This window comes from Pseudomonas sp. TE12508 (assembly GCF_056279485.1).
In genome coordinates, this window is the sequence record NZ_JBWCCN010000003.1 from 102,243 (window position 1) to 128,200 (window position 25,958).

The following is a 25,958-nucleotide window of genomic DNA, read 5'->3' on the forward strand; positions in this document are numbered from 1 at the left end:
CGTTGGAATTCCTGAGCGGGCGTACACTCTATGGAGTGTACTGCTCCGATTCGCGCAAGGCGGATCGGGCCATCGCTCAGGAGTGCTTCATGAAGATCGATCCGCGAATAAGTGCCGAACTGGCAAGGCTTGAGCCCAATCAGGTTGGCATGCTGGCCTGGTCCTTGTTGGCACATCCACCAGTCAGCACGGCAGGGGGCATCCCCGGCCAGCCTGATCCCGATACCCCCAACGAACAACCGACAGAACCCGGAGAGCCCACCCTGCCGGATGAGCCGCCTCCCGCGCCTGTTGTCTGATACCTGTAGGAGCTGCCGAAGGCTGCTACGGTGATCCGTAGCAGTGGGCGAAACCTGCGATTTTTACTTCAGGTTGCCGCTGAGGAACTGCTTCAACCGCTCACTCTTCGGATTACCCAGTACATCCTCCGGCGCACCTTCTTCTTCCACCAGCCCCTGGTGCAGGAACAGCACCTGGCTCGATACCTTGCGGGCGAAGCTCATTTCGTGGGTGACCATGATCATGGTCCGGCCTTCTTCGGCCAGGCCCTGGATGACCTTGAGCACTTCGCCCACCAGTTCCGGGTCGAGCGCCGAGGTCGGTTCGTCGAACAGCATGACTTCCGGTTCCATGGCCAGTGCGCGGGCAATGGCTACCCGTTGTTGCTGGCCGCCCGACAGGAACGCCGGGTACTGATCCGCTACGCGCGCCGCCAGGCCAACCTTGTCGAGGTAACGTCGGGCACGGTCTTCGGCTTCTTGCTTGCTGCAACCCAGGACCCGGCGCGGGGCCATGGTGATGTTTTCCAGCACCGTCATGTGGCTCCACAGGTTGAAGTGCTGGAACACCATGGCCAGCCGGGTGCGAATCCGTTGCAGCTCATCGGCGTCGGCCACGTGGATGCCATGGCGATCCTTGACCATGCGGATGTTCTGGTCGTCCAGGCTCATGGTGCCGTCGTCGGGTTGTTCGAGAAAGTTGATGCAGCGCAAAAAGGTGCTTTTGCCCGAGCCGCTGGCGCCGATCAGGCTGATGACGTCGCCGGTTTTGGCCTTGAGCGAAACGCCTTTGAGCACCTTATGATCGCCATAGCTTTTATGCAGGCCTTCAATGGTCAGTTTGTACATGGGGCATGCATCCTCAAGGCGAAAGTAGATAGCCGCTGCGATAGGCTTCGGTGCCCGCGACGTGGGCGATCACCATGCCGGCAGTGGCCATGCGCCGCAGCGAACGGGCGTACATCAGGCCGGCGGCGGTGCAATGAACAGGGGTGACGCGATCATTGATCGGGTCGATGACTTCGGCGATCAGTTGCCCGGCTTCCAGGTATTCCCCGGGCAGAGCCGTGAACACCAGCAGCCCGCCCACCGGTGTAGCCACCGGTTCGACGCCGGCCAGCGGTGTCGCCGGGTAGGGCAGTTCCGGTAATGGCGCCGGCTCACCGGCAATCGCGCCGAAATGAATCAGATAATCGATCAGCGCCTGGCTGTCGAGGCTGGCCAGCGGGTGATTGACGTCACCCTGGCCGCGTAATTCGACAGTGACTGAAAAACTGCCCAGCGGAATCTCGAACTGCTCGCCGAAGCGCTCTTTCAACTGCCACCAGAGCAGGGTGAAGCATTCATCGAACGATTGGCCACCCGAATCGGTAGCCAGCAGACTGGCTTCAGAACCGATGTAGCGCGCCAGTGGCTCGACCCTGGGCCAGGCCTCGGGCGTGGTGTAAAGGTGCGCCACGGCTTCGAAATCGCAATGCAGGTCCAGCACCATGTCCGCATCGCAGGCCAGCCGTTGCAGGGTCAGGCGCTGGGATTGCAGTTGAGTGCCTGCGGTCTGCCGCGCCAACGCCTTGCGCAGGCTGTCGCGGATCAATTCGAGGTTGCGTTGTGGATCGTCGCCGAGCAGGCCTTCGATCTCGTTGCCGACTTCTTCACTCAAGTCGACGAACCAGCGATTGAAGTTCTGCCCGCTTTCCAGCTCGTAGCGGCCCAGTGGAACGTCCATCAACACTTGTTCCAGGCCGACCGGGTTGGCCACGGGCACCAGCACGATTTCGCTGCGCAGCCGGCCGGCGGCTTCCAGCTCCGCCAGACGCTGCTTGAGGTGCCAGGCCACCAACATGCCGGGCAATTCATCGGCATGCAGGGAGGACTGAATGTAAATCTTGCCTTTGGCCGACGACGGGCCGAAGTGGAAACTGTGAATCTGTCGCACGGTCCCCGGCAGCGGGGCCAGCAGGTCATGAATCTGGTGGCGCATGTACGAGTTGTCCTAGTGAGTCGGCCCGAGGAAGGCCAGCCATCGGCGTTCGGCGAGACGGAACAGGCCGACCAGCGCAAAGGTAACGGTCAGGTAGATCAGCGCGGCGATGCCGAACGACTGGAATGTCAGGAAGGTCGCAGAGTTCGCGTCGCGAGCGACTTTCAATACATCCGGGATGGTCGCGGTGAACGCCACGGTGGTCGAGTGCAGCATCAGAATCACTTCGTTGCTGTAATAAGGCAACGAGCGACGCAGGGCTGACGGCATGATCACGTAGGCGTAGAGCTTCCAGCCTGACAGACCATAAGCCTTGGCCGCTTCGATTTCTCCGTGAGGCAGGCTGCGAATCGCCCCGGCGAAGATCTCCGTGGTGTAGGCGCAGGTGTTCAGGGCGAAGGCCAGGATCGTGCAGTTCATCGCATCGCGAAAGAACGCATCGAGGACCGGCTGGGCGCGCACGGCCGCCAGGCTGTAGATACCGGTGTAGCAAATCAGCAGCTGGATATACAGCGGCGTACCCCGGAACAGGTAGACGTAAAACTGCACTGGCCAGCGGATGTAGATCTTGGGCGAAACCCTGGCGATGGACAGCGGGATCGACGCCAGAAAGCCGATGAAGATCGAAGCGCTGAGCAGCCACATGGTCATGGCCAGGCCGGTGATGTTGTAACCGTCGGTATAAAGGAAGGGTTTCCAGTATTCCTGCAAGAGTTCGATCATCGTACGGCCTCCCGGGAGCCGGCGGCGTAGCGGCGTTCGAGCCAGCGCAGGACGACGTTGGAGGCGCTGGTGATCACCAGGTAAATCAGTGCGGCCAGCACCAGGAAGTAGAACAGTTGATAGGTGCTTTTACCGGCGTCCTGCGCGGCTTTGACCAGGTCGGCCAGGCCGATGATCGAGACCAGCGCGGTGGCCTTGAGCATCACCATCCAGTTATTGCCGATACCCGGCAGGGCGAAGCGCATCATTTGTGGGAACACCACAAAACGAAAACGCTGGCCGCGTTTGAGACCGTAGGCGGTGGCGGCTTCAACCTGGCCCCGTGGCACGGCGAGGATCGCCCCGCGAAACGTTTCGGTGAAGTACGCACCGTAAATGAAGCCCAGGGTGATGACCCCGGCGCTGAACGGGTTGATCTCGATGTATTCCCATTCCATGAAGTCGGTAAACGAGGTCAGCCAGGTTTGCAGGCTGTAGAAGATCAGCAGCATCAGCACCAGGTCGGGCACCCCACGAATCAGCGTGGTGTAGATCTGGGCCGGAACACGTACCAGTTTGACTTTTGACAGCTTGGCACTGGCGCCCAGCAAGCCGAGCAACACGGCCACCAACAGCGACAACACCGATAATTTGATGGTCATCCAGGTGCCTTCCATCAGCAACGGACCGAAGCCCTGGAGGCTGAAGGCTGAGAGCCCCAGGTTTTGTAATAGGTTTTCGAACATAAATCAGCAACCTGATCGGGTGAAAAAAGCGCCCATCGCGAGATGGGCGCCGGGCATTATTTGCCGCTGTACAAATTCAGATCGCCAAAGTGTTTCTTCTGAATGGTGGCGTAGGTGCCATCGTCGTGTAACGCTTTGATACCTTTATCCAAAAGTGCCTTGAGGTCTTTGTTACCTTTCGAGATACCGATCGCTGTTTTCGACGGCAGCAATTCGCTGTCGACCGGCTTGCTGATTTCGTAGCCTTCGCCTTTTGGTGACTTCAAGAAGCCCAGTTCGGCTTGCAGCATGTCCTGGATCGCTGCGTCGAGACGGCCGGAAGTCAGGTCGGAATACACCTGATCCTGGTTCTGATAGGCCTGGGTTTTCACGCCAGCCTTGTCCAGCACCGCTTTGGCGTACGCTTCCTGGATGGTGCCTTGCTCGTAACCGACGGTTTTACCCTTCAGCGAAGCGACGTCTTCGGTCAGGCCGGAACCTTTCTTGAACACGTAAGCGGTTGGGCCGGAGAACAACTCGTTGGAGAAATCGATGACTTTTTCGCGGGCCGGGGTGACGGTCATCGAAGAGATCACACCGTCGAATTTATTGGCTTTCAAGCCCGGAATCATGCCGTCGAAATCGCTTTCGACCCATTTGCACTTGACCTTCAGCTCGGCGCAAATTGCATTGCCCAGGTCGATGTCGAAGCCTACCAGGCTACCGTCGGCTGCTTTGGACTCGAACGGCGCGTAAGAAGGGTCAACGCCAAAACGCAATTCTTTGTATTCCTTGGCCAGCGCGGAGCCGGCAGCCATGCACAACGCCAGTGCAGAAAGGGTCAGCAATGCTTTTTTCATTATTCAATCCCTAAGAACCAATATGAGCGCTTGTGGCGCAGAAGTACTGTTACTGAAAAGCGTAAGACCTATTAAAAGTAGCAATTTCCGAACCAGAGTCCCGAACAAGCGTTTAAAAGGTAATACAAGAAGCGGTAAAGCGGGATTTTATGCACGAAAACGGGCATCGCCAGATCCCTGCGCCTGGATGGTGCGCAGTGTGGGGAGCCCACCGCCAGATCAGCTAAGCCACAATCCATGTGGGAGCGGGCTTGCTCGCGAAGAGGGAGTGTCAGTCAACATTAATGTTGCCGGACACACCGCCTTCGCGAGCAAGCCCGCTCCCATAGGTTCTGCAACTTTACTGATCTGCATTGGTGCAACACAGAAATCAGGTCAGGCGAGCAAATCCTGCAACGTCGCCAAGTTGTCAGCCTCCTCCACCGATTTGTCCTGCCGCCAACGCAGCATTCTCGGAAACCGCACCGCAATCCCGCTCTTATGCCGCTTCGACAGGGCAATACCCTCGAATCCCAGCTCAAACACCAAAGTCGGTTTCACACTACTCACCGGTCCGAATTTTTCCACCGTGGTCTTGCGTACGATGCTGTCGACCTGACGCATTTCTTCGTCAGTCAACCCGGAGTAAGCCTTGGCGAAAGGCACCAGCGTTCGCTCGCGGGCAGAAGGAGGACCGTCCCACACCGCGAACGTGTAATCAGTGTAGAGGCTGGCCCGGCGGCCATGGCCCTGCTGGGCATAGATCAGCACCGCATCAACGCTGAACGGGTCGACTTTCCATTTCCACCACACGCCCATGTCCTTGGTCCGCCCGACGCCATACAGCGCATCGCGGGCCTTGAGCATCATGCCTTCGACGCCCAGTCTGCGGGAGGCTTCCCGTTGACGGCCAAGGTCGAACCAGTCTTCGCCGGTCAGCACGGGCGAGCTCATTAATACCGGGTTTGCGCAGTTGAGGATGAGTTGCTCCAGCTGAGTGCGGCGCGTGGCTTGGGTCTGGTTACGCCAATCCTCACCCTGCCATTCCAGCAGGTCATAGGCCAGGATCACCACGGGCACCTCATCGAGGATTTTCTTGCTCAGCGTTCTACGGCTGATCCGCTGTTGCAACAGAGCGAAGGGTTGCACGGCGGGTGACGACGTCGACTTCGGGTCGAAGGCGTCCTCGGTGCCTGGTTGTGCGGCTTTCCAGGCGACGATTTCACCGTCGATCACCGTGCCGTCGGGTAAGTCATGAACCAGGCTGTCCAGTTCGGGGAAGCGCTCGCTTAACAGCTCTTCACCTCGTGACCAGATCCACAAGCGCCCATCGCGCTTGACCACTTGAGCGCGGATGCCGTCCCACTTCCATTCCACTTGCCACTGATTGACGGGGCCGAGCAGGGCGTCGAACTGCTCGATCGGGTGCGACAACGCATGGGCGAGGAAAAACGGGTAGGGCTGACCACCCCGTTGGGCATGCTCATTGGGTGATTCGGGGGCGATCAGCTTCAGGTAACTGGCGGCGGTTGGGCGGTTGGACAGATCGGTGTAACCCACCAGCCGCTGGGCCACGCGTTTGCTGTCGAGCCCGGCCATCGCCGCCAAGGCGCGGGTGACCAGCAATTTGGAGACCCCGACACGGAAACTGCCGGTGATCAATTTGATGCACAGCATCAGACTCTGGCGATCCAGTTGCGCCCACAAGGCGGGCAAGGATTCGGCAAGGGTCAGCGGGGGCGCGTTACGCAGCGGCAGCAGTTTGTCTTCAATCCACACCGCCAGCCCATCGGTAGAGGTGTGGGGCATTTCGGGCAGCACCAGCGAGATGGTTTCCGCCAGATCACCTACGGCCTGATAACTTTCTTCGAACAGCCAGGGCGAGAGTCCGGAAAACGCTGTGGCCATTTCCCGCAGCATTCGTACCGGCACCAATTGTCGAGGGCGCCCACCGGACAGAAAGTACACCGCCCAAGCGGCATCTTCAGGTGCGGCTTGGGCGAAATAGCTCTGCATCGCCGCCAGTTTGGCGTTGCTCGAGGTGGTGGCGTCGAGTTCGGCATACAAGTCGGCGAAGGCTTTCATGCCAGCACCTCGGCGCTCTCGGGTTCGAGGACTGTGGTTTCTTCATCATCGCCATATTCGGTGCTGAAACTCATGGCATCGAGGCCTTGTTCGCGCAGATAGCGCACCAATACCCCGATTGAACCATGGGTGACGATCACGCGTTCGGCTCCGGTTTGTTCGATGGCCCAAAGCAGGCCGGGCCAGTCGGCGTGATCCGATAGCACAAAACCGCGGTCCACACTGCGCCGGCGTCGTGTACCGCGCAAGCGCATCCAACCGCTGGCGAAGCCATCGCTGTAATCACCGAAACGCCGTACCCAAGGGCTGGCACCCGCAGAAGGAGGTGCGAGGACCAAGGCCTTGCGCATCATCGGGTCATGCTTTTTAACTTCGCCGGCATAGATCGTTGGCGGTAAATAAATGCCGCTCTCGCGATAAATCCGATTGATGGGTTCAACCGCGCCATGTACCAGAATGGGGCCGAGGCTGGCATCGATGCCGTGGAGAATCCGTTGAGCCTTGCCGAAGGCATAGCAGAACAGCACGCTGGTCTTGTCGGCCGCCGCATTGGCCCGCCACCACTGATTGATCTCGGCAAAGATCTGCGTCTGGGGTTGCCAGCGGTAAATCGGCAAGCCGAACGTCGATTCCGTGATGAACGTGTGGCAACGCACCGGTTCGAATGGCGCACAGGTGCCATCGGGCTCGGTCTTGTAATCCCCCGAGGCGACCCAGACTTCCCCGCCATATTCCAGACGTACCTGGGCAGAGCCGAGTACGTGGCCCGCGGGGTGAAAACTCAGTTTTACACCGCGGTGCAGCAATGGCTCGCCATGAGGCAAGGTTTGCAGGTTGATGTCCTGGCCCAGACGCGCACGCAGGATGGCTGCCCCCGGTGCCGCTGCCAGATAATGTTGATTGCCACGGCGAGCATGGTCGCTGTGGGCGTGGGTGATGACCGAGCGTTCGACCGGCTGCCATGGGTCGATATAGAAATCACCGGGCGGGCAGTACAAACCTTCAGGACGAGCGATAACAAGGTCCATATTGTTACCAGAATGGAGATGCCTGTTAGCTAGGAGGTTTGCGCGAGACGAGAAGTTCTATTTATTTTCGGGAAGAATGGAGGCGTTAAACAGGCCGCTTTTGCGAGCAAGCCAGTTAAGGCTTTTTAGAGAGGAATTATCGCACTTGTGGCGAGGGAGCTTGCTCCCGCTGGGGCGCGCAGCGGCCCCGAATCTGCCACCGCGCAGATCCAGTTAGAACACCGACGTCAGTTTTGCGACTGCTGCGCAGTCGAGCGGGAGCAAGCTCCCTCGCCACAATGGATTTTCAGCATCAATGGGACCGGCAGCATGCTTTCGCGAGCCTGCCCGGTCCCTCTTGAGGTTACTTGCCAGGCGTGAGGGTCAACCGCGTCTTGCCGTAGACTTTGTCAAAGTTCTGCGGCTGCATCGGCAGGCTGATGTATTGCCCCTTGAGCCATGGCTCAACGCTGTCGAGATAGTGCGCGCTGGCCGGGTTGCCGGACTGGCCGCTACCGTTCTGGCCCATCAGCGGTTCGGCCTGGCCAAAATCGACGATAAAGCGCATGGCCGGCGCCAGCGTGGTGTTGAAGTCCTGACCCCAGGTGAACGCGGCGGTGTTGAGCGTGGTGTGGTCGCCGCCGGCTGGCAGCGGACCGCGCACGGTCTGGCCACTGGCGTTCTTCCATTCGTAGCGATGCAGTTTGCCCCACTGCCAGGCTTTGTGATCGCCACCCAACTGGCTGTCCCCCGCACTGATCGCGGCCGCCAGGCTACGGGCGAGAATCGCCGGTTTGTCTTCTTTCTGCGAGGTGCGCAGGTCGTCCCAGAACGGACTGTCCTCACGGCCCAGCAGGTGATCGGCCTGAGCCGCGTAAGACAACTTGCCGTTGGCAATAAAGGCTTTCCACGCCGGGCTGCTTTCCGGGCCCAGTTCGTCGAGGAAAATCTGCTGGGTGCTTTCCTGCAAAAACAGCTCGTAGATCGCCGCGTCGGCGGAGGTCGGGCTGAGTTTGCCGTCGAAAGCCATCAAACGCGTATAAGCCTCGCGAGCCTTGCCGCGATCGGCCACCGGCAACGCTTCGATGGCTTGCTTGAGTGGCTGGGACATGCCCGGTGCTTCAAACATCTTCTTCAGCTTGGCAGCGAAGGTGGTGGTCTGGTCGTATTGCATGGCGATCAGGCTACGCGTGTCGTGTTTGCCCACGCCCGCCAGTTCGGCCATGCGTTCACCGCGCTCCGGCGCCGACCAGGAATTGGACAGTTGCATGCCGTAGCCATGGGGAATGACCCGCTGGTTGGCGGTGCCGAGCCAGCCTTGAGCCGGGTCCTGGTCATACGGATGGAGCATTGGGTCGGCGTAACCGTCCCAGTCGTAGCGACCTTCCCAGCCCGGCGACGGCAGCAAGCCTTCGCCTTCGCGACGGTTCGGGTAGCGACCGGTGACTTGCCAGCCGATGTTGCTGGCATCGGCAAACACCAGATTCAGGGCGATGGCGCGGATCTCACGGCTGGCGTCCGAGGCTTTCTCGACGCTCTGTGCTCGGGACAGATCGAAAAAGGCGTCCAGGGTTTTGTCGTCGGTGAAGTTCGGCGTCTGCAAGGCCAAGCCGAAACCATTCGCCAACGCGGTGCCTTGGGCGCTGTTGAGCAGCGGTCCATGGCGGGTTTCGTACACCGCTTCGCGAATCGGCTTCTGGCCTTTGACGAAGTAGGTTTCGTTGCGCACGATCGCCGGCTGCCATTTGCCGCTGACTTCGTAAGAAAGGCCGTTGCCCTGGCGTTTGATTTTTTCCAGGAACAGGTCCTGGTTGTCGCCCATGACCGTGGTCATGCTCCACGCCACTTTGCCGTTGAAACCACCGAGCACCATGGGTAACCCGGCAATAGTCACGCCGGAGGCCTGGTATTTCGGCGCGCGAATCTGCACGTAATTGAACAGCGACGGCACGCCCAGCGGCCCATGGCTGTCGCTGGCCAACAGGCTTTTGCCGCTGCGGCTGCGTTGCGGGGCAATCGCCCAGTTGTTAGAAGACGTGGCGCCCAGCAGATTCAGGTCGGACAGTTGGCCCGTGGCTTTGCTGATTTCGCTCAGCCCCGGGATTTGCCCATTGAGTTTGATGCCCTGAAGTTTTTCCGCTTCTGCGACTGGCAGTTTTTCATCGGGAGCGGACGGCGCAAGCCACGCCAGCTTGTCGGTACTGACTGTCTGGGCCAGCATCAATGAGGAAATTTCTTCCGGCAGGTTCGCCGATTGACTGAAATTCAGCAGGCAGAAAATCAGCGCCGAATCTTCAGGTTTCCAGTATTCCGGCTTATAGCCAGTGGCCGCGAGGTCCGCAGGCAGTTTGTCGCGGTAGCGGAACAGGTAGGCGTTGACCCCACGGGCATAGACTTCGAAGAAACGCTTGAGGCGCGGCGAAGAGGCTTTGTACAGCTCACCCGCGCTTTTCTTCAGGTTGACCGCACGCATGTAGCGGTCGGCGTCGAGCAAGTCCGAACCGGACATCTCCGCCAGACGGCCCTGGGCCAGCAAACGCAGAGTGACCATTTGGCTGATGCGGTCGCTGGCATGCACGTAGCCGAGGGTGAACAGCGCATCGTGGAAGCTATTGCTCTCGATCAGCGGCATGCCCATGGCATTGCGTCGAATCGAAACGTTCTGCGCCAGGCCTTTGAGCGGTTGCACGCCGGAGGTAGGCGGGAGGGTGTCTTGAGTGTTCCAGGTCTGACAACCGGTCAGGCTTAAAACACCGGCCACTGCTGCGGCAACGCCGAACCGGGGAAGAAAATGTGTGAGGGCTGGCGAGGCCATGGCAAAGCTCCTGCGGGGGTAGAGGCGCAATAAAGGCGCTACGTTAGTGAGCAGGAGGAAGCCGCGCAAGCGGCGGCGGTGTTATTTCTTTACGGTGATCGTTCCCACGCTCTGCGTGGGAATGCAGCCCGTGACGCTCTGCGTCACATTCAGAGCCGAACGCGGAGCGTCCGTTGAGGTATTCCCACGCGGAGCATGGGAACGATCAGAGTGCAGGGCCTCAGGATTTAGGCGGATTGACCTTGGCCACCAGCGCATACGCCTTCACCGTCGCCGGGCGGTTCTGGATGTGGGTAAACCAGCGCAATACGTTGGGGAAGTCTTCCAGGTTCTGGCTTTGCCACTTGTGAGAAACGATCCACGGGTAGATTGCCATGTCGGCAATGCTGTATTCGCTGCCGGCGACAAAGTCATTGTTGGCCAATTGCTTGTCGAGCACCCCATACAGGCGGGCGGTTTCGTCGATGTAGCGCTTGATCGCGTAGGGGATTTTCTCTGGTGCGAATTGGCTGAAGTGATGATTTTGCCCGGCCATCGGCCCCAGGCCACCCATCTGCCAGAACAACCATTGCAACGCTTGCTGGCGTCCGCGCAGATCCTTGGGCAGGAACTTGCCGGTTTTCTCCGCGAGGTACAGCAGAATCGCCCCCGACTCGAACAGTGCCAACGGTTCACCGCCATCGGCCGGCTCATGATCGACGATGGCCGGGATTTTGTTGTTCGGCGAGATCTTCAGGAATCCGGGTTTGAACTGGTCGTTCTGGCTGATGTTGATCGGGTAAACGTTGTACGGCAGGCCGGCTTCTTCCAGGAATATAGAAATCTTGTGGCCGTTGGGGGTGGTCCAGTAATACAAGTCGATCATGAAGTACTCCAAATCAAGAGACATCGTCAGGTACGGACAGCGACCGCCGGCATCAGGTCGTCCTGTTTGCGTTGGATGGCTTGCCAGTAGCAAGAGGTGATGCTGAAGTGCGGGAAATTCAATGCCCCAGCAGGAGAAAAGTCGGCATGGAGCTCAAGACCAAAGCGGCGCTGATCATCATCGATCAACAAAAAGGCATCCTGCATCCCAGGTTGGGCCGTCGAAACAACCCTCAGGCCGAAGAGCGCATCCTGGAATTGCTGGGGCATTGGCGTCGAACCGGGCGGCCGGTGATTCATGTGCAGCACCTGTCCCGCTCAGAGGATTCAGTGTTCTGGCCGCAGCAATCGGGGGTGGAATTTCAGGAGCGTTTTCAACCATCGATGGGTGAGTGGCTGATTCAGAAACAGGTGCCGGATGCCTTTTGTTCGACGGGGCTGGAAGCACGCTTGCGCGAGGCGGGGATCGATCAGTTGATCATCGTTGGTGTGGCGACCAACAACTCGGTGGAGTCCACGGCGCGAACGGCCGGGAATCTGGGGTTTGAAGCGTGGGTTGCTGAGGATGCGTGCTTTACCTTCGATAAAGCGGATTACTTTGGCAATGCTCATTCAGCCGAGGAAGTGCACGCGATGTCGCTGGGCAATTTGCATGGCGAGTATGCGACGGTCGTCGGCACAGCAGAAATATTAACGGCTGGCTGAAAACCTGTGGGAGCGAGCCTGCTCGCGATAGCGGTCTAACGGCCAAATTGATAGTGAATGTGCCTCCGTCATCGCGAGCAGGCTCGCTCCCACAGTTGATCGGCGGTGCTCACAATTTTGTGTGTTCACAAAAGATCCCTGTGGGAGCGGGCTTGCCCGCGATAGCGATTCAACAGGCGAAAAAGATATCCGCCCGAAGCATCAAGCGCCGTGGCACTTCTTGAATTTCTTGCCGTTGCCGCATGGGCAAGGGTCGTTGCGGCCGACGTCTTTCAGGGCGTTGCGCACCGGTTCCTGGTGGGCGTGGCCGCAGTTCGGGCCGTGGACATGGCCATGGTCGTGATCATGGTGGTCGTGATGGTCATGATCGTGGTTGCAGTCAGGGCCATGGACATGAGGTTGCTGGGTCATCGGGGTCACTCCGGAATTAAATCGGCGGCGATTATCACGCCATTACGCGCCAGGTGCACGTAGTGCGCGATGAATAAACCGGTTTCCAGTTCACCTTCCAGACGATAGGGAATGGGTTGGTCGGGTTTTTTCAGCAGCTTGACCAGGTCCCGGACTTTCGGCCACAGGTTGGTGCGGATCGGTACTTTAAAATAAGCACTGCGTTTGGGGCCGACCGTGAACCAGTGTTCGTGCTCGCCTTCGGTCAGCAGTATGTCCCCCAGGTGAATGCGATATTCCAGGGCACGCACCGTCAGGTCTTGGTCATTGGGATTGTCGACGCGAAAATGCAGCAGGAATTTCTGCTCCAGTAGTTTGGCCCGGACCACCTCGACCTTGACCAGATGCACCTGCGGCTCCGGCAAGTCGTCGTCGAACCACGACGCACAGCCGCCGAGCGCCAGAAACAGGAGCAGGGTGAGCAGCTGTAATGCGCGCCGTTGACGGGTCATGGTGAGGTATCTCCCTTGAGACCCAGTCTAGCCTTAAAAAGATCGCAGCCTTCGGCGGCGCCCACAGGCGCGTAGGAGCTGCCGAAGGCTGCGATCTTTTTTGCGGTCGGCGACCTCAAGCGCCAAAGTAACTCGCGCAGCACTTCTTGAACTTCTGCCCGCTGGCGCACGGGCATGCATCGTTACGTCCGGCCTTGAGTGACACGGTGGGGTCGATGAAATACCAGTGGCCGGCGTTCTGTACGAATGACGAACGTTCGCGGTGACTGTGTTCGCCGCTGCTGTCGTGCCAGCGAGCGGTGAAGGTGACGAAGGCGTGCTCCGGCTGTCCGCCGAAGACTTCGGCGCTTTCCACCTCCAGGCCCAGCCAGGTGCTTTGGGCGCTCCAGTCGCTGATCGACTGGCGATCCAGGCCGGCCTGTTGTGCGGGCAGGGTGGTCGCCACTAGATAATCGATCAACCCCAATACATAGGCGCTGTAGCGCGAACGCATCAAGACTTCGGCGCTGGGAGCGGGGTGGCCGGCGTGGTAATGGCCACAGCAGGCATCGAGCAGCGTGCCGCTGCCGCAAGGGCAAATGGATGTACTCATTGCGTTACCACCAATATTTCCCGAAGTTTTCCGGATTGGCCCAGAAGCGTGAGTTAAGCCAGTCGGGCACCTGTTTATAGTCAAGCAGATCATAGGTGAACAGGGTCAGTACTTGATCATCGCGCTGGAAGCGTTCACTGGCTTGCAGCGCCAGGGAGAAAAAGTCCGTCTCCTGCCAACCGCATGCCGGCAAGTCGGCCAGTACCGCAATGCGACTGGCATTGAGGTTGCGTATCCCGCCGAGCAGATTCAGGCCGTCGCGCTTGGGCAAGTGTTCAAGGCAATCGACCACCAGCGCCAGGTTAAACCGCTGTGCTGCCAGTTCGGCGGGCAGTGGCCCGGGTGCAGCAAAGGCGACGATGCTGTCCGGGTGTGCGAGTTTGAATGCCTCAAGCGCGGGGAATTCGCTGGCGCCAATCAGTAACAGACGCGCCGGGGCATAACGATCAAGCAAAGCGGCCAACGCTTGCTGGGGCGTGCGCGAAGAAATACCTGCAATCATCGAAGATCCTCAATCAGAGCGCCAAGATTAGCCTGCCCCAACGTCCGGGCCTAGCGTCCCTTCTGGCGGGTTTAACCAAAAAGCGCCGATCTTCCGTGAACACGGGGCAAAACAGCAATGGCCTATTGCTGGCGGAGATTAAAAGTCGGGTCTTTACTCCCTAGAATCGGTTTTAAGCCGATCCCTCAGGAGAAGAACTAGATGAGCATAATTCGGACAGCATTACCCTTGGTTCTGCTAACCAGTGTGTTGACTGGTTGCGCAGGTTTGCAGAAAACCGACTGGCCGTCCTGTGCGGCGGTCGGTGGTGTCATCGGTGCGGGGCTCGGCGCGACCGAAAGCTCGGCATGGGCGGGGTATGGCGCGCTGCTGGTCGGCGGCACGGCAGCCGCTTATTGCTGGGTGCATGGTGACGGCGACGAAGACGGCGATGGCGTACCGGACAGCCGCGACAAGTGCCCGGGCACACCTAAAGGCGTGCAGGTCGATGCCAACGGCTGCCCTCCACCCGCGCCTGCGCCGGTGGTCGAGGAGGCGGCGGTGGTCAAGGAAGAAGTCATCGTTATCCGTGATGTGCACTTCCAGTTCGACTCGGCCAAGCTCACCCCTGCCGATAAGGACGTACTCAGCACCATTGCCACGCGCCTGAAACAGGAATCCTCCACCGCCCAACTGACCGTCACCGGTCATACCGACAGTGTCGGCAGTGATGCCTACAACCAGAAACTGTCGGATAGACGCGCCCATTCAGTGGTGGAATACCTGATTTCCCAAGGCGTGCCACGCAGCAGTTTCGTGTCTGTGACCGGTGCTGGTGAAAGCCAACCGGTGGCCGATAATAAAACCGCTGACGGCCGTTCGATGAATCGGCGCACGGAAATCAAAATCAACCGCTAGGCCTCTCCCGTTCCGCGGCTTGTACAGTCGCGGATGCGGGTCTTTACTCCTGTGTGACCGGTATGGGCCGGTGACACAGGAGCATTCACAATGAGCGTTCTCACAAGGACCGTCTTGCCGGTTCTGCTGCTTGGCAGTCTTCTGACCGGTTGTGCGACTCACAGCGATGGCACCGCCCCCCTCAATCAACGTACGTGGCCGATCTGCAGCGTCATTGGCGGACTGGTCGGCGGCGGTTTGGGCGCGATCGAAAGTGGTGGCTGGGCAGCCGGTGGAGCGGCGCTCGGGATCTTGACCGGTGGCCTGATCTGCTACGCCCAGGATGGCGATGAAGACGATGATGGTGTCTTCGACCGACGTGATCGTTGCCCCGATACGCCCGCCGATACACCTGTCGAACATCACGGTTGCCCGCTGCCGCAATACCCGGCCAGCGTGAAACCTGTTGAAGCACCGGTCTCCGAAGTCATCACCCTGAACGGCAACGTGCTGTTCGCTTACAACCAATCCGAGCTGATGCCCCAAGCGCGCAGTGAGCTGGATTCGTTGATGGCCAAATTGCAGAACACCGATGTGGTGAGCATTAAAGTCATCGGTCATACCGACAGCCAGGGTTCGGACGCCTATAACCAGAAACTGTCGGAGCGTCGTGCCAGCAGCGTCGCGGCCTACCTGTTGAGCCAGGGAGTGGCGCCGAACAAACTCACCAGCGAAGGCCGGGGCGAAAGCCAACCGGTGGCCGATAACGACACGGAAGAAGGACGGGCGCAAAACCGTCGCGTGGAATTGCACATCAATCGCTAAGCTCTGTGACTAATAACCGCGTGATAGAGCCGTCGGACAACGATTCGGGTTGATCCGGCGGCTAATCCGCGACCTTCTGGAAGAATTTTCTGTTGCCCTCTGGCATATCCCGCGTGGAAGCCGTTACTGTGCGCGCAAAGAATAATTCTCAACGGAGGAGCGTATGAAGGTGTTTTGGGGGCTGGGGAAGTTGTTGACCCTGCTGTTCTGGTTGGTGGTGCTGGCCAATCTGCTCATACCGTTTGTTCATCCGTTTCACCTGCTGATCAATTTTGCAGGCACTGTGTTGGCAGGGCTCCATCTTCTGGAGCTGGTGTTCTGCAACCGCAGCCTCAAAGGTCGAGCCCATCCTTGGCGTGATCGCCTGAAGATTGTCTTTTTCGGCGTTTTCCACCTGCAAACCATTCCGGCCCCGGCCGCTTCGAAGGCCTCCCATGCGTAAACTCTGTCTGCTCGCTGCATTTATCAGCCCATTGGCCTGCGCGCAGGTGGTGAGCGTCGAAACCAACTCGCTGATGCGCTTGCCCAACACCACCAGTACCTTGCAACTGGAACGGCTGGAAGTCGCCGATTACGGGACTTTGCTGATTCCCTCGAACGTGACCGAAGTGACGGTCGGCGAGCTGCACCTGGGGCGCGACGCGCGGATTGCCATTGTGCCGAGCGAACAAGCTCTGGCGTTGAAGGTCAGCCGTGCCGAATTGGCCGAAGGCAGTCAGATCACTGCACGTGGCGCGCCGGGGACTTACCTCAAGGCCGCTCGCTCCGGACGCAATCTGGATTTGCAGATCAAAGCGTTGAACGCGCCGCAATTGTCGGTAGACGCTCGCGGTGGCGCGGGAGCTCCAGGTTTTGTCGGCCTTGATGGGGCTAATGGTCAAGCACCGGGTTGTACCTGGGGCCAGGCCGGTCGCGGCGCCGATGGCAGTAATGGCAGCGACGGCCAGCCGGGCGCACCAGGGGCGCTGGTTCGGCTGGAAGTGCCGCGTGATTACCCTGCGCAGCAGATCAAGGTCGAGGTTGCGGGCGGGGTTGGTGGCGCGGCAGGTCCGGGGGGTAAACCTGGCGCGGGCGGCAAGGCCAAGGGCTGCGTCGTCTATAAAGCCGATGGCGGCAAGAGCGGTCGTCCCGGTGTCGACGGTCAGCCGGGGCCTGCGGGAGTGGCGGGTTCGGTGACGATTCAGCGGTTGTAAGCCCTCAAGCGATCGTTCCCACGCTCTGCGTGGGAACGCAGCCCGTGACGCTCCGCGTCACTGGACGCGGAGCGTCCCTTGAGGCATTCCCACGCAGAGCGTGGGAACGATCACGGCCGAGCAGCAGCAATCGCCACCAGCACCAACCCGACCACCAGATTTATCCCCACCAACCGGCGAATCCTGCCCAGCACCGCCGCGCCCGTCGGCCAATCCTGAGCCGCCACCGCCGTGCGCAGTTCCGGAAGCATCAGCGCCTGAATCCGGATAAACAGCGCCGTCATCACCACATACAATCCCATCATCACCTGCACATACCGCGGCGCGGCTTCAAACCCCGCGAACTGCAGATGAATCATACCCACACCGCTGATCGGCAAAAGCACTACGGCGATCCAGACCCAGCGGAAAAAACCTTGAAACACTTCCACCCACAGCTTCAACCGGGCAGGGCCTTCCAGCGCCTTCATCGCCGCGGGGCGCAAGACCATCCAGGCGAAAAACATGCCGCCCACCCACACCAGGGCGGCGATGACATGCAGGGTATAAACGATGCCAAAAGGTGTCATTGAGGTACTCCGTTCTGCGCGGGATTAATTAGCGCGGTATGATAGCGGCCGATCCCAACTACTGAAAATTTATCCAGCGTTTTTGCGCCCGACAATCCATGATCAGCACCGAACTCAAAACCACGATCCAGGGCGCCTACTCGCGTTTTCTCGAAGCCAAGAGCCTCAAGCCGCGCTACGGCCAACGCCTGATGATCGCCGAAATTGCCAAAGTCCTCGGTGACATCGACACCGACGACGAAGGCCGGCGCAGTGGCGACCCCGCGATTGTCGCGGTGGAAGCCGGCACCGGTACCGGCAAAACCGTGGCCTACAGCCTGGCGGCCATCCCTGCCGCGAAGGCCGCCGGCAAGCGTCTGGTGATCGCCACGGCTACCGTGGCCCTGCAAGAGCAGATCGTCTACAAGGATTTGCCCGACCTGATGCGCAACAGCGGGCTGAATTTCAGCTTCGCCCTGGCCAAGGGCCGGGGCCGCTACATGTGCCTGTCCAAGCTGGATATGTTGCTCCAGGAAGGTCATGCGCAGACTGCCACCGCGCAGCTGTTCGAAGAAGAAGGCTTCAAGATCGAGGTTGATGAGGCCAGCCAGAAGCTGTTCACCAGCATGATCGAGAAGCTCGCCGGCAATAAGTGGGACGGCGATCGCGACAGTTGGTCGACGGCGCTGGAAGACGCCGACTGGGCGCGCCTGACGACCGATCACAGTCAGTGCACCAACCGTCATTGCCCGAACTTCGGCCAGTGCGCCTTCTACAAGGCCCGCGAAGGCATGGGCAAAGTTGATGTGATTGTCACCAACCACGACATGGTCCTGGCCGACCTGGCCCTGGGCGGCGGTGCGGTTCTGCCGGACCCGCGTGACACCATCTATGTGTTCGACGAAGGCCACCACCTGCCGGACAAAGCCATCGGCCACTTCGCGCATTACACCCGTTTGCGTTCCACCGCCGACTGGCTGGAAACCACCGCCAAGAACCTCACCAAATTACTCGCCCAGCACCCGCTGCCGGGCGATCTGGGCAAGTTGATCGAGCAGGTGCCGGAGCTGGCCCGGGAGATCAAGACCCAGCAGCAGTTCATGTTCAGCGCCTGTGAGCAAGCCGCCGACTTCAAGCCCGGCGAAGACGTCGAAGGTCGCGAGCGGCCGCGTCACCGATTCGTCGGCGGGGTGATTCCCGAGCACATGCGCGAAATGGGCATCGAGCTGAAGAAGGGCTTTGCCCGCCTGACCGACCTGTTCACCCGGCTCACTGAACTGCTCAAGGAAGGCATGGATGGCGAGGTCAACATCGGCATCGCCAGTAACCAGGCCGAAGAGTGGTATCCACTGTTCGGCAGCCTGTTGTCGCGCTCTTCGGGCAACTGGGAGCTGTGGACCGCTTTCACCGTCGAAGACCCGGAAGACAACCCGCCCATGGCCCGTTGGCTGACCCTGGCCGAAAGCGGTTCGCTGTTCGACATCGAGGTCAATGCCAGCCCGATCCTCGCGGCGGATATGCTCCGGCGCAACCTGTGGAACGTGGCTTACGGGGCGCTGGTGACATCGGCGACCCTGACCGCTCTCGGCACTTTCGACCGCTTCCGTATGCGTGCCGGTCTGCCTAAAACAGCCGTGACCGCCGTGGTCCCGAGCCCGTTTCATCACGCCGATGCCGGTGTGTTGCGGGTGCCGGACCTCAAAGCCGACCCGCGTGATGCGCCGGCTCATACCGCAGCGATCATCCGCGACCTGCCGCAACTGGTAGAAGGTTCACGTGGCACCCTGGTGCTGTTCTCCTCACGCAAACAGATGCAGGACGTGTTCGACGGTCTGGACCGCGACTGGCGCAAGCAAGTGTTCATTCAAGGCAACCTGTCGAAGCAGGAAACCCTGAACAAGCACAAGGCGCGGGTCGATGGCGGGGATTCGAGCGTGTTGTTCGGCCTGGCGAGTTTCGCCGAAGGCGTGGATTTGCCCGGTGCCTACTGCGAACACGTGGTGATCGCCAAGATTCCGTTCTCGGTGCCCGACGATCCGGTCGAAGCGGCGCTGGCGGAATGGATCGAGGCCCGCGGTGGCAATCCGTTCATGGAAATCTCCGTGCCGGATGCCTCGCTGAAGCTGGTCCAGGCTTGCGGGCGCTTGCTGCGCACCGAAGAAGACCGCGGCACCATCACCTTGCTCGATCGACGCCTGGTCACCCAGCGTTACGGCAAGGCAATCCTCAATGCGTTGCCACCCTTCCGTCGTGAAATTTCCTGATACACCGGTGGGCAAATTTGCCCGCCGCGTTGTCTATCTCTCTGCCATCGCTTTTCCACTGGCCCATTGAAGGTCGTTAGGGAGAACCTCGTTCCTATGATTCGCCGTTCGTTGCCTGCTGTTTTCGCTCTGATGTTCGCAGCCCCTTTGCTGGCGGCCCCTGCCGGCCAACAGACGCTGTTCAACTTTGTGCGTCCCGCCGATGTGGTCCAGGTGGCGACCCAGGACGCCAGCCTGCCGCAATCGAACGCGGAGCAAACGGCCGAAGGTGAAGTGCTGCGCCGCGTGACCTTCAACCCTGTGGCCCAGCCGACGTTGCGTCTGACGCCGCAGACCGGTGCCTGGGACTGGTCGCAGTCGGGTGTCATGAGCCTGCGGATCCAGAGCGCGATGAACTGGGCCGTGACCCTGTACGTGAAAATCCAGAGCAACGACGGCAAGACCCTGGTCAGCCGTGTCGATCTGCCGGCCGGCCCTGCGCAAACCCTGCTGGTGCCACTGCAGCCGAGTACACCGTTGAGCCAGGGCATGAAAGCCGGCCCGCCGATGCCGATCAGCTTCGAAGGCCAGCGTGTATTGCTGGCCAGCAGCGCCGGTGAGCTGGACCGCAGCCAAGTGGTGTCAGTGACCTTGTCGATGGATCAGCCCAAAGTCGCCCAAAGCATCCTGCTCGAGCGCTTCGGCGTGCAGGATGGCGAGGCTGTCACCAAGGCCGCTTATGGCGGTCTGGTGGACGCCTACGGCCAATCGACCCGGGCCAAATGGCCGGAGAAGGTCAGCAGCGACGAGCAACTGAAATCCGCCGCGGCCAAAGAACAGCAACAACTGAAAAGCTGGCTGGCCGAGCGCGAGAAGCAGTCCCTGGACAAGTTCGGCGGCTGGACCAAAGGCCCTGCGTTCAAGGCCAGCGGCTTTTTCCGCACAGAAAAACGTGACGGCCGCTGGTACCTGGTAACCCCGGAAGGGCATCCGTTCTATTCCCTCGGCGTCAACAGCGTGACCCCGAGCGCAAACCAGACCTACGTCGCCGGTCGCGAGTGGATGTTCGAATCCCTGCCCAAACCCGACGAGCCCCTTGCCAGCTACTATGGCGAAGGCGACAACCGTGGCGGCAATGGCGCCGATCAGGGCCGAGCCTACAATGCCGGGCGCTGGTACGATTTCTATGGCGCCAACCTGCAGCGTCTGTATGGCGAGCCTTGCGCACCGGGCAGCGACACCAAGGCCGGTGTTGCCCAAGCGGCGAAGGCCGATGCGGTCGAGGCGACAGCCGATAAGGCCGCCGAACAATCAGCCGCTCCTGCGGCGACCGAATCCGGCGCCGGTGTCGCCGAAGCGGCCAAGACCGGCGCCGTTGAAGCGTCAGTCGAAAAAGCGGCCGAGCAAACGGCCGCCGAACCTTGCAAAGTGGTTTTTGACGAAAAACGCTGGGCCAGTCATACCCTCGATCGCCTGCAAGCCTGGGGTTTCAATACCATTGGCAACTGGAGCGCACCGGTGTTTGGCAACGCTGACCGAGTACCGTACACCTTGCCACTGTCGATCGTCGGCGATTACGCCAGCATCAGCACCGGCACCGATTGGTGGGGCGGTATGCCCGATCCGTTCGATCCGCGTTTCGCCATGGCCACCGAGCGCGCCGTGGCCATCGCCGCCCGCGACCATCGCGACGATCCTTGGCTGATCGGTTACTTCGCCGATAACGAACTGGCCTGGGCCGGTCCCGGCGATGACCCGAAGGCTCGTTACGCGCTGGCCTACGGCACTTTGAAAATGACCACCGATGTGCCGGCCAAGCGTGCCTTCCTCAAACAGCTGCGTGACAAGTACCGCAACCAGGCGGGCCTTTCCAAGGCATGGGGCATTGATCTGCCGGCCTGGGAATTGATGGAAGACCCGGGCTTCGTGCCGCCGCAGCCGAGCGCCGAGTACCCGGAAATCGAAGCCGACTTCAAATACTTCCAGAAAGTGTTCGCAGACACGTACTTCAAAACCGTCTCCGACTCGCTCAAGTGGCATGCGCCGAACCAGTTGTTGCTGGGTGGCCGTTTTGCCATCAGCACCCCGGAAGCCGTCGAGTCCTGCGCGCAATACTGCGACGTGCTGAGCTTCAATATGTACACCCTGCAACCCCAGGACGGTTACGACTTCGCCAGACTGCGCAGCCTGGACAAGCCGGTGTTGATCACCGAGTTCAACTTCGGATCAAAGGATCGCGGCCCGTTCTGGGGTGGCGTGACGCAACTGGCCAAAGAAGAAGACCGCGGCCCGGCCTACGCCAATTTCCTCAAGCAGGCGATGAGCGAACCCTCGATTGTCGGGGTGCATTGGTTCCAGTACCTCGATCAACCGGTGACCGGTCGCCTGCTGGATGGCGAGAACGGTCACTTCGGGCTGGTGGGCATTACTGACCTGCCGTTCCAGGGCTTTGTCGACACGGTGCGCAAAAGCAATGTGCAGACTGTCGATCAACTCGGCAAAGAGGCCGAGAAGGCCAGAACCGAGGCGGAAAACCATGAAGGCAAGGGCGGCAAGCAAGGCGCTGCCGGCAAAGGTGCGGAGCAGGGCGCCGGTCATGCGGGTGGGCATTCGGGCAATGGTCATTAAGCACTGAGATCCCCTGTGGCGAGGGAGCTTGATCCCGTTGGACTGCGCAGCAGTCCCATTCTGGGAATAGGGGGCCGCTCCGCGCCCCGACGGGAGCAAGCTCCCTCGCCACAGAGGCTCCTGATTAATTCCATGGGCGACCGCCCGGCCCGACCCTGTTCCCAGATCCCTCAAGGGCTGGAACAATGCGGGCCACTTTATAGAGCGTTTATCCGGGAGAGTTGTGGGTGCAGATTCAGGGTCATTACGAGCTTAAGTTCGAAGCGGTGCGCGAAGCTTTTGCAGCGCTGTTCGACGATCCTCAGGAGCGTGGCGCGGCGTTGTGCATCCGGATTGGCGGTGAAACTGTCCTCGACCTCTGGGGTGGTACCGCTGACAAGGACGGCACCGAAGCCTGGCACAGCGACACCATTGCCAACCTGTTTTCCTGCACCAAGACCTTCACCGCCGTGACCGCGCTGCAATTGGTGGCCGAAGGCAAGCTGCAACTGGATGTCCCGGTCGCCCGCTACTGGCCCGAGTTCGCTGCCGCCGGCAAAGAATCCGTGACCCTGCGCCACTTGCTCTGCCATCAGGCCGGCCTGCCGGCCCTGCGCGAATTGTTGGCGCCAGAAGCACTTTACAACTGGCAGACCATGGTCGATGCCCTGGCTGCCGAAGCGCCATGGTGGAAGCCGGGTGAAGGTCACGGTTATGCGGCGATCACCTATGGCTGGCTGGTCGGTGAGTTGCTGCGTCGCGCCGACGGTCGTGAGCCGGGCGAGTCCATCGTGGCGCGGGTCGCGAAGCCCTTGGGGCTGGACTTCCACGTCGGCCTCGCCGACAAAGAATTTCATCGCGTGGCACACATTGCCCGCAGCAAGGGCAACCTTGGCGATGCCGCGGCCCAGCGCTTGCTGCAAGTGACCATGCGCGAGCCGACGGCCATGAGCACGCGGGCCTTTACCAACCCGCCGTCTATAATGACTAGCACCAACAAACCGGAATGGCGGCGCATGCAGCAGCCGGCCGCCAATGGCCATGGCAATGCCCGCAGCCTGGCCGGGTTCTACGCCGGTTTGCTCGACGGCAGTCTGCTGGAAAGCGAAATGCTCGACGAGCTGACCCGCGAACACAGCGTCGGCGAAGACAAGACTTTATTGACCCGGACCCGCTTCGGCCTGGGTTGCATGCTCGATCAACCGGACGTACCCAACGCCACCTACGGCCTCGGCCCACGGGCGTTCGGTCACCCCGGCGCCGGCGGTTCCATCGGTTTTGCTGACCCAGAACACGATGTGGCCTTCGGCTTTGTGACAAATACCCTGGGGCCGTACGTCTTGATGGATCCACGAGCGCAAAAGCTTGTGCGAGTACTGGCCACTTGTCTGTAAATCACGCTTAAGGGGGCCAGGGCCGGAACCCGAAAGCCTTTGTGGTTTCAAAGCGCTGTTTATCCGGGCCAACCCGGTCTGATTCTTCATTACTTCATTTTGTGGATATCCAATGTCATCCAATAAAACTCTCGCCCTGGCCCTGTGCTTCGCTATCACCGGTTGCGCACAAACCCCACAAAATGACGCAGACGGCGGCAGCTGGTGGCCGTTCGGCTCATCCGACAAGGTTGCGACCAAAGAACCGGCCCCGGCCCCGCTGAAACCTGCTGCAACAGCACCCGTCGCCAAGGCTGAAAGTGCATCCCCTTGGTACTGGCCGTTCGGTTCCGATGACGCTGCCGACAAAGTGGCCAAACCGGACGTGAAACCGGACGTTAAACCTGAAGCCAAGCCGGCCGTTGCAGCCAAGGCTGAAGCCGATGCGGGTGGCAATTGGTGGTGGCCGTTCGGCGGTAAGGAGCAGAGCACCGCCAAGGCCGTGCCGATGCCCGACCCGAAAGTCACCCAAGCCTGGCTCGACGACTACGAACCGCGCCTGCGTGAGGCGATCAAGGACAGCAATCTGAAACTCGAGCGCCGTGAAAACGTGCTGGTCGTCACTGCACCGGTAGACGGCTCGTTCAACCCTGACCGTCCAGCCATGCTGCTGCCGGTGACCCTCGGCCCGTTCACCCGTGTCGCGAAAATCCTCGAAGTCGATCCAAAAACTGCCGTGCTGGTACTCGGTCACAGTGATACGTCGGGCGCCGCTCCGGCCAACGTGAAACTGAGCCAGGAGCGCGCCCAAGCGGTGGCGGCGATCTTCCGTCTCAGCGGTCTGCAACGTGATCGCCTGATGCTGCGTGGCATGGGTGGTGAGGCTCCGCGCGCCGCCAACGACAGTTCTGAAGGTCGTGCCTTGAACCGTCGCGTCGAGCTGTTGGTGACGCCGGCAAACACCATGGTCGCGTTGCTGAGCAAGTACAACATGCCGGCTCCTGCACCGGTGAAAACCATGGTCGCTGCGCAAGACATCAAGCCAGTGGCCAAGCCTGTGACCCCGGCGCCTGCTGCGAAGAAAGCGGCTGTGCCGGCGACGAAAAAGGCCCCGGCCAAGAAAGCGGCTGCCAAGGCTCCAGCCAAAAAAGCCGTAGTGAAAAAGACTGCGCCGGCTAAAGCCGCTGTCGACACCAAGAAAGTCGCTGTCGCCGATGACACAAAGAAGTGATTCGTTAACCAAAAGGAATGCGCCATGACCCGGCCCTTGGCAGATATGCGTCGCGACTACACCCGAGATGGCCTGACCGAGGCGCAAGCCCCGGCCGAGCCGTTCGCGCTGTTTCATCAGTGGTTTGCCGACGCGGTGAAAACCGAGCAGGTGCCGGTGGAGGCGAATGCCATGACGCTGGCCACCGTCGATCAGCAGGGGCGGCCGCATTGCCGCATTCTGCTGCTCAAGGGCCTGGACGAGCAGGGCTTCACCTTCTTCACCAACTATGAAAGCGACAAGGGTCAGCAACTGGCAGCCAATCCATTTGCGGCCATGACGTTCTTCTGGCCAGCCCTGGAGCGCCAGGTGCGCATCGAAGGGCGGGTGGTGAAGGTCACGCCTGAAGAGTCCGACGCTTATTATCAGGTTCGTCCTCTGGGCAGCCGTCTCGGTGCCTGGGCCTCGCCCCAGAGCCGGGTGATCGCCGATCGCGGCGAACTGGAAGCGCTGCTCAAGAATACCGAGCAACGTTTCAGCGATACTCAGCCTCACTGCCCCGAACACTGGGGCGGTTATCGTTTGCTACCCGAGCGCATCGAATTCTGGCAGGGGCGTCCGAGTCGTCTGCACGATCGCCTCAACTACCGCTTGCAAGGCACCGACTGGGTTCGCGAACGCCTGGCACCGTAAATAGCCTACCAATCGGGATACCCTGCCGCAGCGGCTGCCAGCCATTGAGGCAGGTCCCGTCGCTTGATTTTCTGCGTTTGAGCGTTCGCCAGTTGCTGGAGCATAAAGGCTCTTTTCTGTTCGTCTTTACCCGCCAGTGACAACGCCAGATCGCGGTCCATCCAGCGTTTGATCCGCACGTACAGCCACCAATGGAAGTACAAGCCGGCGACGGTCGTGACGACAATGATGAAGTAATCCATGAAAATCCTTGGGTCTGCGGCGCAGATTTTGTAATTTGCCGCTACTGTGTGTGAGTTCGAAAAAGCGCCTGTATCGGGCCTGAATGAAACCAATTTTATCCGGGCAATGCCGTGACAGGCGTCAAGCTGCGGAGTTTAATGGATACCTGTC

Annotated in this window: 26 protein-coding genes; 11 read left to right on the forward strand and 15 right to left on the reverse strand. The window is 60.2% G+C overall.

Annotated features, from left to right (window positions below):
• Nucleotides 1–89: 89 nt before the first annotated feature.
• Complete coding sequence (locus tag ACZ9IM_RS04810; RefSeq protein ID WP_427625775.1) at nt 90–299, forward strand: hypothetical protein; 210 nt, start codon at nt 90–92, stop codon at nt 297–299.
• Nucleotides 300–362: 63 nt separating this feature from the next.
• On the opposite strand, the gene ACZ9IM_RS04815 is transcribed toward ACZ9IM_RS04810, so the two are convergent.
• The 9 genes from ACZ9IM_RS04815 to ACZ9IM_RS04855 form a co-directional block, all read right to left on the reverse strand.
• Nucleotides 363–1,127 (reverse strand): ABC transporter ATP-binding protein, encoded by a 765-nt coding sequence (locus ACZ9IM_RS04815; protein ID WP_427625774.1) that lies wholly within the window; start codon nt 1,125–1,127, stop codon nt 363–365.
• Nucleotides 1,128–1,140: 13 nt separating this feature from the next.
• On the reverse strand, nt 1,141–2,259 hold the full coding sequence (locus ACZ9IM_RS04820; RefSeq protein ID WP_427625773.1) for a succinylglutamate desuccinylase/aspartoacylase family protein: 1,119 nt from the start codon (nt 2,257–2,259) through the stop codon (nt 1,141–1,143).
• Nucleotides 2,260–2,271: 12 nt separating this feature from the next.
• Entirely contained in the window at nt 2,272–2,982 is a 711-nt protein-coding gene (locus ACZ9IM_RS04825) for an ABC transporter permease (protein WP_007904660.1), read from the reverse strand.
• Nucleotides 2,979–3,707 (reverse strand): ABC transporter permease, encoded by a 729-nt coding sequence (locus ACZ9IM_RS04830; protein WP_427625772.1) that lies wholly within the window; start codon nt 3,705–3,707, stop codon nt 2,979–2,981. The genes ACZ9IM_RS04825 and ACZ9IM_RS04830 overlap by 4 nt, the downstream gene beginning before the upstream one ends.
• A gap of 56 nt (nt 3,708–3,763) precedes the next feature.
• On the reverse strand, nt 3,764–4,546 hold the full coding sequence (locus ACZ9IM_RS04835; protein WP_476223463.1) for a transporter substrate-binding domain-containing protein: 783 nt from the start codon (nt 4,544–4,546) through the stop codon (nt 3,764–3,766).
• Nucleotides 4,547–4,921: 375 nt separating this feature from the next.
• On the reverse strand, nt 4,922–6,610 hold the full coding sequence (locus ACZ9IM_RS04840; protein ID WP_476223464.1) for an ATP-dependent DNA ligase: 1,689 nt from the start codon (nt 6,608–6,610) through the stop codon (nt 4,922–4,924).
• Nucleotides 6,607–7,638: a ligase-associated DNA damage response exonuclease gene (locus ACZ9IM_RS04845; RefSeq protein ID WP_476223465.1), complete on the reverse strand. Its 1,032-nt coding sequence runs from the start codon at nt 7,636–7,638 to the stop codon at nt 6,607–6,609. The genes ACZ9IM_RS04840 and ACZ9IM_RS04845 overlap by 4 nt, the downstream gene beginning before the upstream one ends.
• A gap of 343 nt (nt 7,639–7,981) precedes the next feature.
• A complete protein-coding gene (locus ACZ9IM_RS04850; protein ID WP_476223466.1) occupies nt 7,982–10,432 on the reverse strand; it encodes a penicillin acylase family protein in 2,451 nt (816 codons plus the stop codon).
• A 220-nt stretch (nt 10,433–10,652) separates the two neighbouring features.
• On the reverse strand, nt 10,653–11,297 hold the full coding sequence (locus ACZ9IM_RS04855; protein WP_427625767.1) for a glutathione binding-like protein: 645 nt from the start codon (nt 11,295–11,297) through the stop codon (nt 10,653–10,655).
• A gap of 146 nt (nt 11,298–11,443) precedes the next feature.
• On the opposite strand from ACZ9IM_RS04855, the gene ACZ9IM_RS04860 reads away from it, so the two are divergent.
• Complete coding sequence (locus tag ACZ9IM_RS04860) at nt 11,444–12,001, forward strand: cysteine hydrolase family protein (RefSeq protein WP_476223467.1); 558 nt, start codon at nt 11,444–11,446, stop codon at nt 11,999–12,001.
• Nucleotides 12,002–12,202: 201 nt separating this feature from the next.
• Here ACZ9IM_RS04860 and ACZ9IM_RS04865 read toward each other — a convergent pair whose 3' ends face one another.
• The 4 genes from ACZ9IM_RS04865 to ACZ9IM_RS04880 all read right to left on the reverse strand — a co-directional run bounded on the left by ACZ9IM_RS04865 (nt 12,203) and on the right by ACZ9IM_RS04880 (nt 13,997).
• Entirely contained in the window at nt 12,203–12,412 is a 210-nt protein-coding gene (locus ACZ9IM_RS04865) for an SEC-C metal-binding domain-containing protein (RefSeq protein ID WP_007906737.1), read from the reverse strand.
• A 5-nt stretch (nt 12,413–12,417) separates the two neighbouring features.
• Nucleotides 12,418–12,903: an LEA/WHy family protein gene (locus ACZ9IM_RS04870; protein ID WP_427625766.1), complete on the reverse strand. Its 486-nt coding sequence runs from the start codon at nt 12,901–12,903 to the stop codon at nt 12,418–12,420.
• A 115-nt stretch (nt 12,904–13,018) separates the two neighbouring features.
• Entirely contained in the window at nt 13,019–13,495 is a 477-nt protein-coding gene (locus ACZ9IM_RS04875; protein ID WP_123499295.1) for a YchJ family protein, read from the reverse strand.
• A 4-nt stretch (nt 13,496–13,499) separates the two neighbouring features.
• Nucleotides 13,500–13,997 (reverse strand): DUF6231 family protein, encoded by a 498-nt coding sequence (locus ACZ9IM_RS04880; protein ID WP_427625765.1) that lies wholly within the window; start codon nt 13,995–13,997, stop codon nt 13,500–13,502.
• Between the two features lie 201 nt (nt 13,998–14,198).
• Between ACZ9IM_RS04880 and ACZ9IM_RS04885 the strand changes: the two genes are divergently transcribed.
• The 4 genes from ACZ9IM_RS04885 to ACZ9IM_RS04900 all read left to right on the forward strand — a co-directional run bounded on the left by ACZ9IM_RS04885 (nt 14,199) and on the right by ACZ9IM_RS04900 (nt 16,891).
• Entirely contained in the window at nt 14,199–14,894 is a 696-nt protein-coding gene (locus ACZ9IM_RS04885) for a PA1041 family peptidoglycan-binding anchor lipoprotein (RefSeq protein WP_123499290.1), read from the forward strand.
• Between the two features lie 90 nt (nt 14,895–14,984).
• Nucleotides 14,985–15,698, forward strand: coding sequence for a PA1041 family peptidoglycan-binding anchor lipoprotein (locus tag ACZ9IM_RS04890; protein WP_427625764.1), 714 nt, complete (start codon nt 14,985–14,987; stop codon nt 15,696–15,698).
• A 163-nt stretch (nt 15,699–15,861) separates the two neighbouring features.
• Complete coding sequence (locus tag ACZ9IM_RS04895; RefSeq protein WP_032830505.1) at nt 15,862–16,140, forward strand: DUF1145 domain-containing protein; 279 nt, start codon at nt 15,862–15,864, stop codon at nt 16,138–16,140.
• On the forward strand, nt 16,133–16,891 hold the full coding sequence (locus ACZ9IM_RS04900; RefSeq protein ID WP_427625763.1) for a collagen-like triple helix repeat-containing protein: 759 nt from the start codon (nt 16,133–16,135) through the stop codon (nt 16,889–16,891). Before ACZ9IM_RS04895 ends, ACZ9IM_RS04900 begins: the two co-directional genes overlap by 8 nt.
• A gap of 110 nt (nt 16,892–17,001) precedes the next feature.
• Here the strand turns inward: ACZ9IM_RS04900 and ACZ9IM_RS04905 are convergent, their stop codons facing one another.
• The gene (locus tag ACZ9IM_RS04905; RefSeq protein WP_476223468.1) at nt 17,002–17,460 is read right to left on the reverse strand and encodes a CopD family protein; all 459 of its coding nucleotides are present in this window, start codon (nt 17,458–17,460) and stop codon (nt 17,002–17,004) included.
• 98 nt (nt 17,461–17,558) lie between these two features.
• Here ACZ9IM_RS04905 and dinG point away from each other — a divergent pair, with 98 nt between their 5' ends.
• The 5 genes from dinG to pdxH all read left to right on the forward strand — a co-directional run bounded on the left by dinG (nt 17,559) and on the right by pdxH (nt 25,565).
• On the forward strand, nt 17,559–19,703 hold the full coding sequence (gene dinG / locus ACZ9IM_RS04910) for an ATP-dependent DNA helicase DinG (RefSeq protein ID WP_218398340.1): 2,145 nt from the start codon (nt 17,559–17,561) through the stop codon (nt 19,701–19,703).
• A gap of 96 nt (nt 19,704–19,799) precedes the next feature.
• Complete coding sequence (locus ACZ9IM_RS04915) at nt 19,800–22,310, forward strand: beta-agarase (protein WP_476223469.1); 2,511 nt, start codon at nt 19,800–19,802, stop codon at nt 22,308–22,310.
• 227 nt (nt 22,311–22,537) lie between these two features.
• Nucleotides 22,538–23,683 (forward strand): serine hydrolase domain-containing protein, encoded by a 1,146-nt coding sequence (locus ACZ9IM_RS04920; protein ID WP_476223470.1) that lies wholly within the window; start codon nt 22,538–22,540, stop codon nt 23,681–23,683.
• A gap of 112 nt (nt 23,684–23,795) precedes the next feature.
• Nucleotides 23,796–24,893: an OmpA family protein gene (locus tag ACZ9IM_RS04925; RefSeq protein WP_476223471.1), complete on the forward strand. Its 1,098-nt coding sequence runs from the start codon at nt 23,796–23,798 to the stop codon at nt 24,891–24,893.
• A gap of 24 nt (nt 24,894–24,917) precedes the next feature.
• Nucleotides 24,918–25,565: a pyridoxamine 5'-phosphate oxidase gene (gene pdxH / locus ACZ9IM_RS04930; RefSeq protein ID WP_008072789.1), complete on the forward strand. Its 648-nt coding sequence runs from the start codon at nt 24,918–24,920 to the stop codon at nt 25,563–25,565.
• A gap of 5 nt (nt 25,566–25,570) precedes the next feature.
• Here the strand turns inward: pdxH and ACZ9IM_RS04935 are convergent, their stop codons facing one another.
• Nucleotides 25,571–25,807, reverse strand: coding sequence for a hypothetical protein (locus ACZ9IM_RS04935; RefSeq protein ID WP_476223472.1), 237 nt, complete (start codon nt 25,805–25,807; stop codon nt 25,571–25,573).
• Between the last annotated feature and the right edge of the window lie 151 nt (nt 25,808–25,958).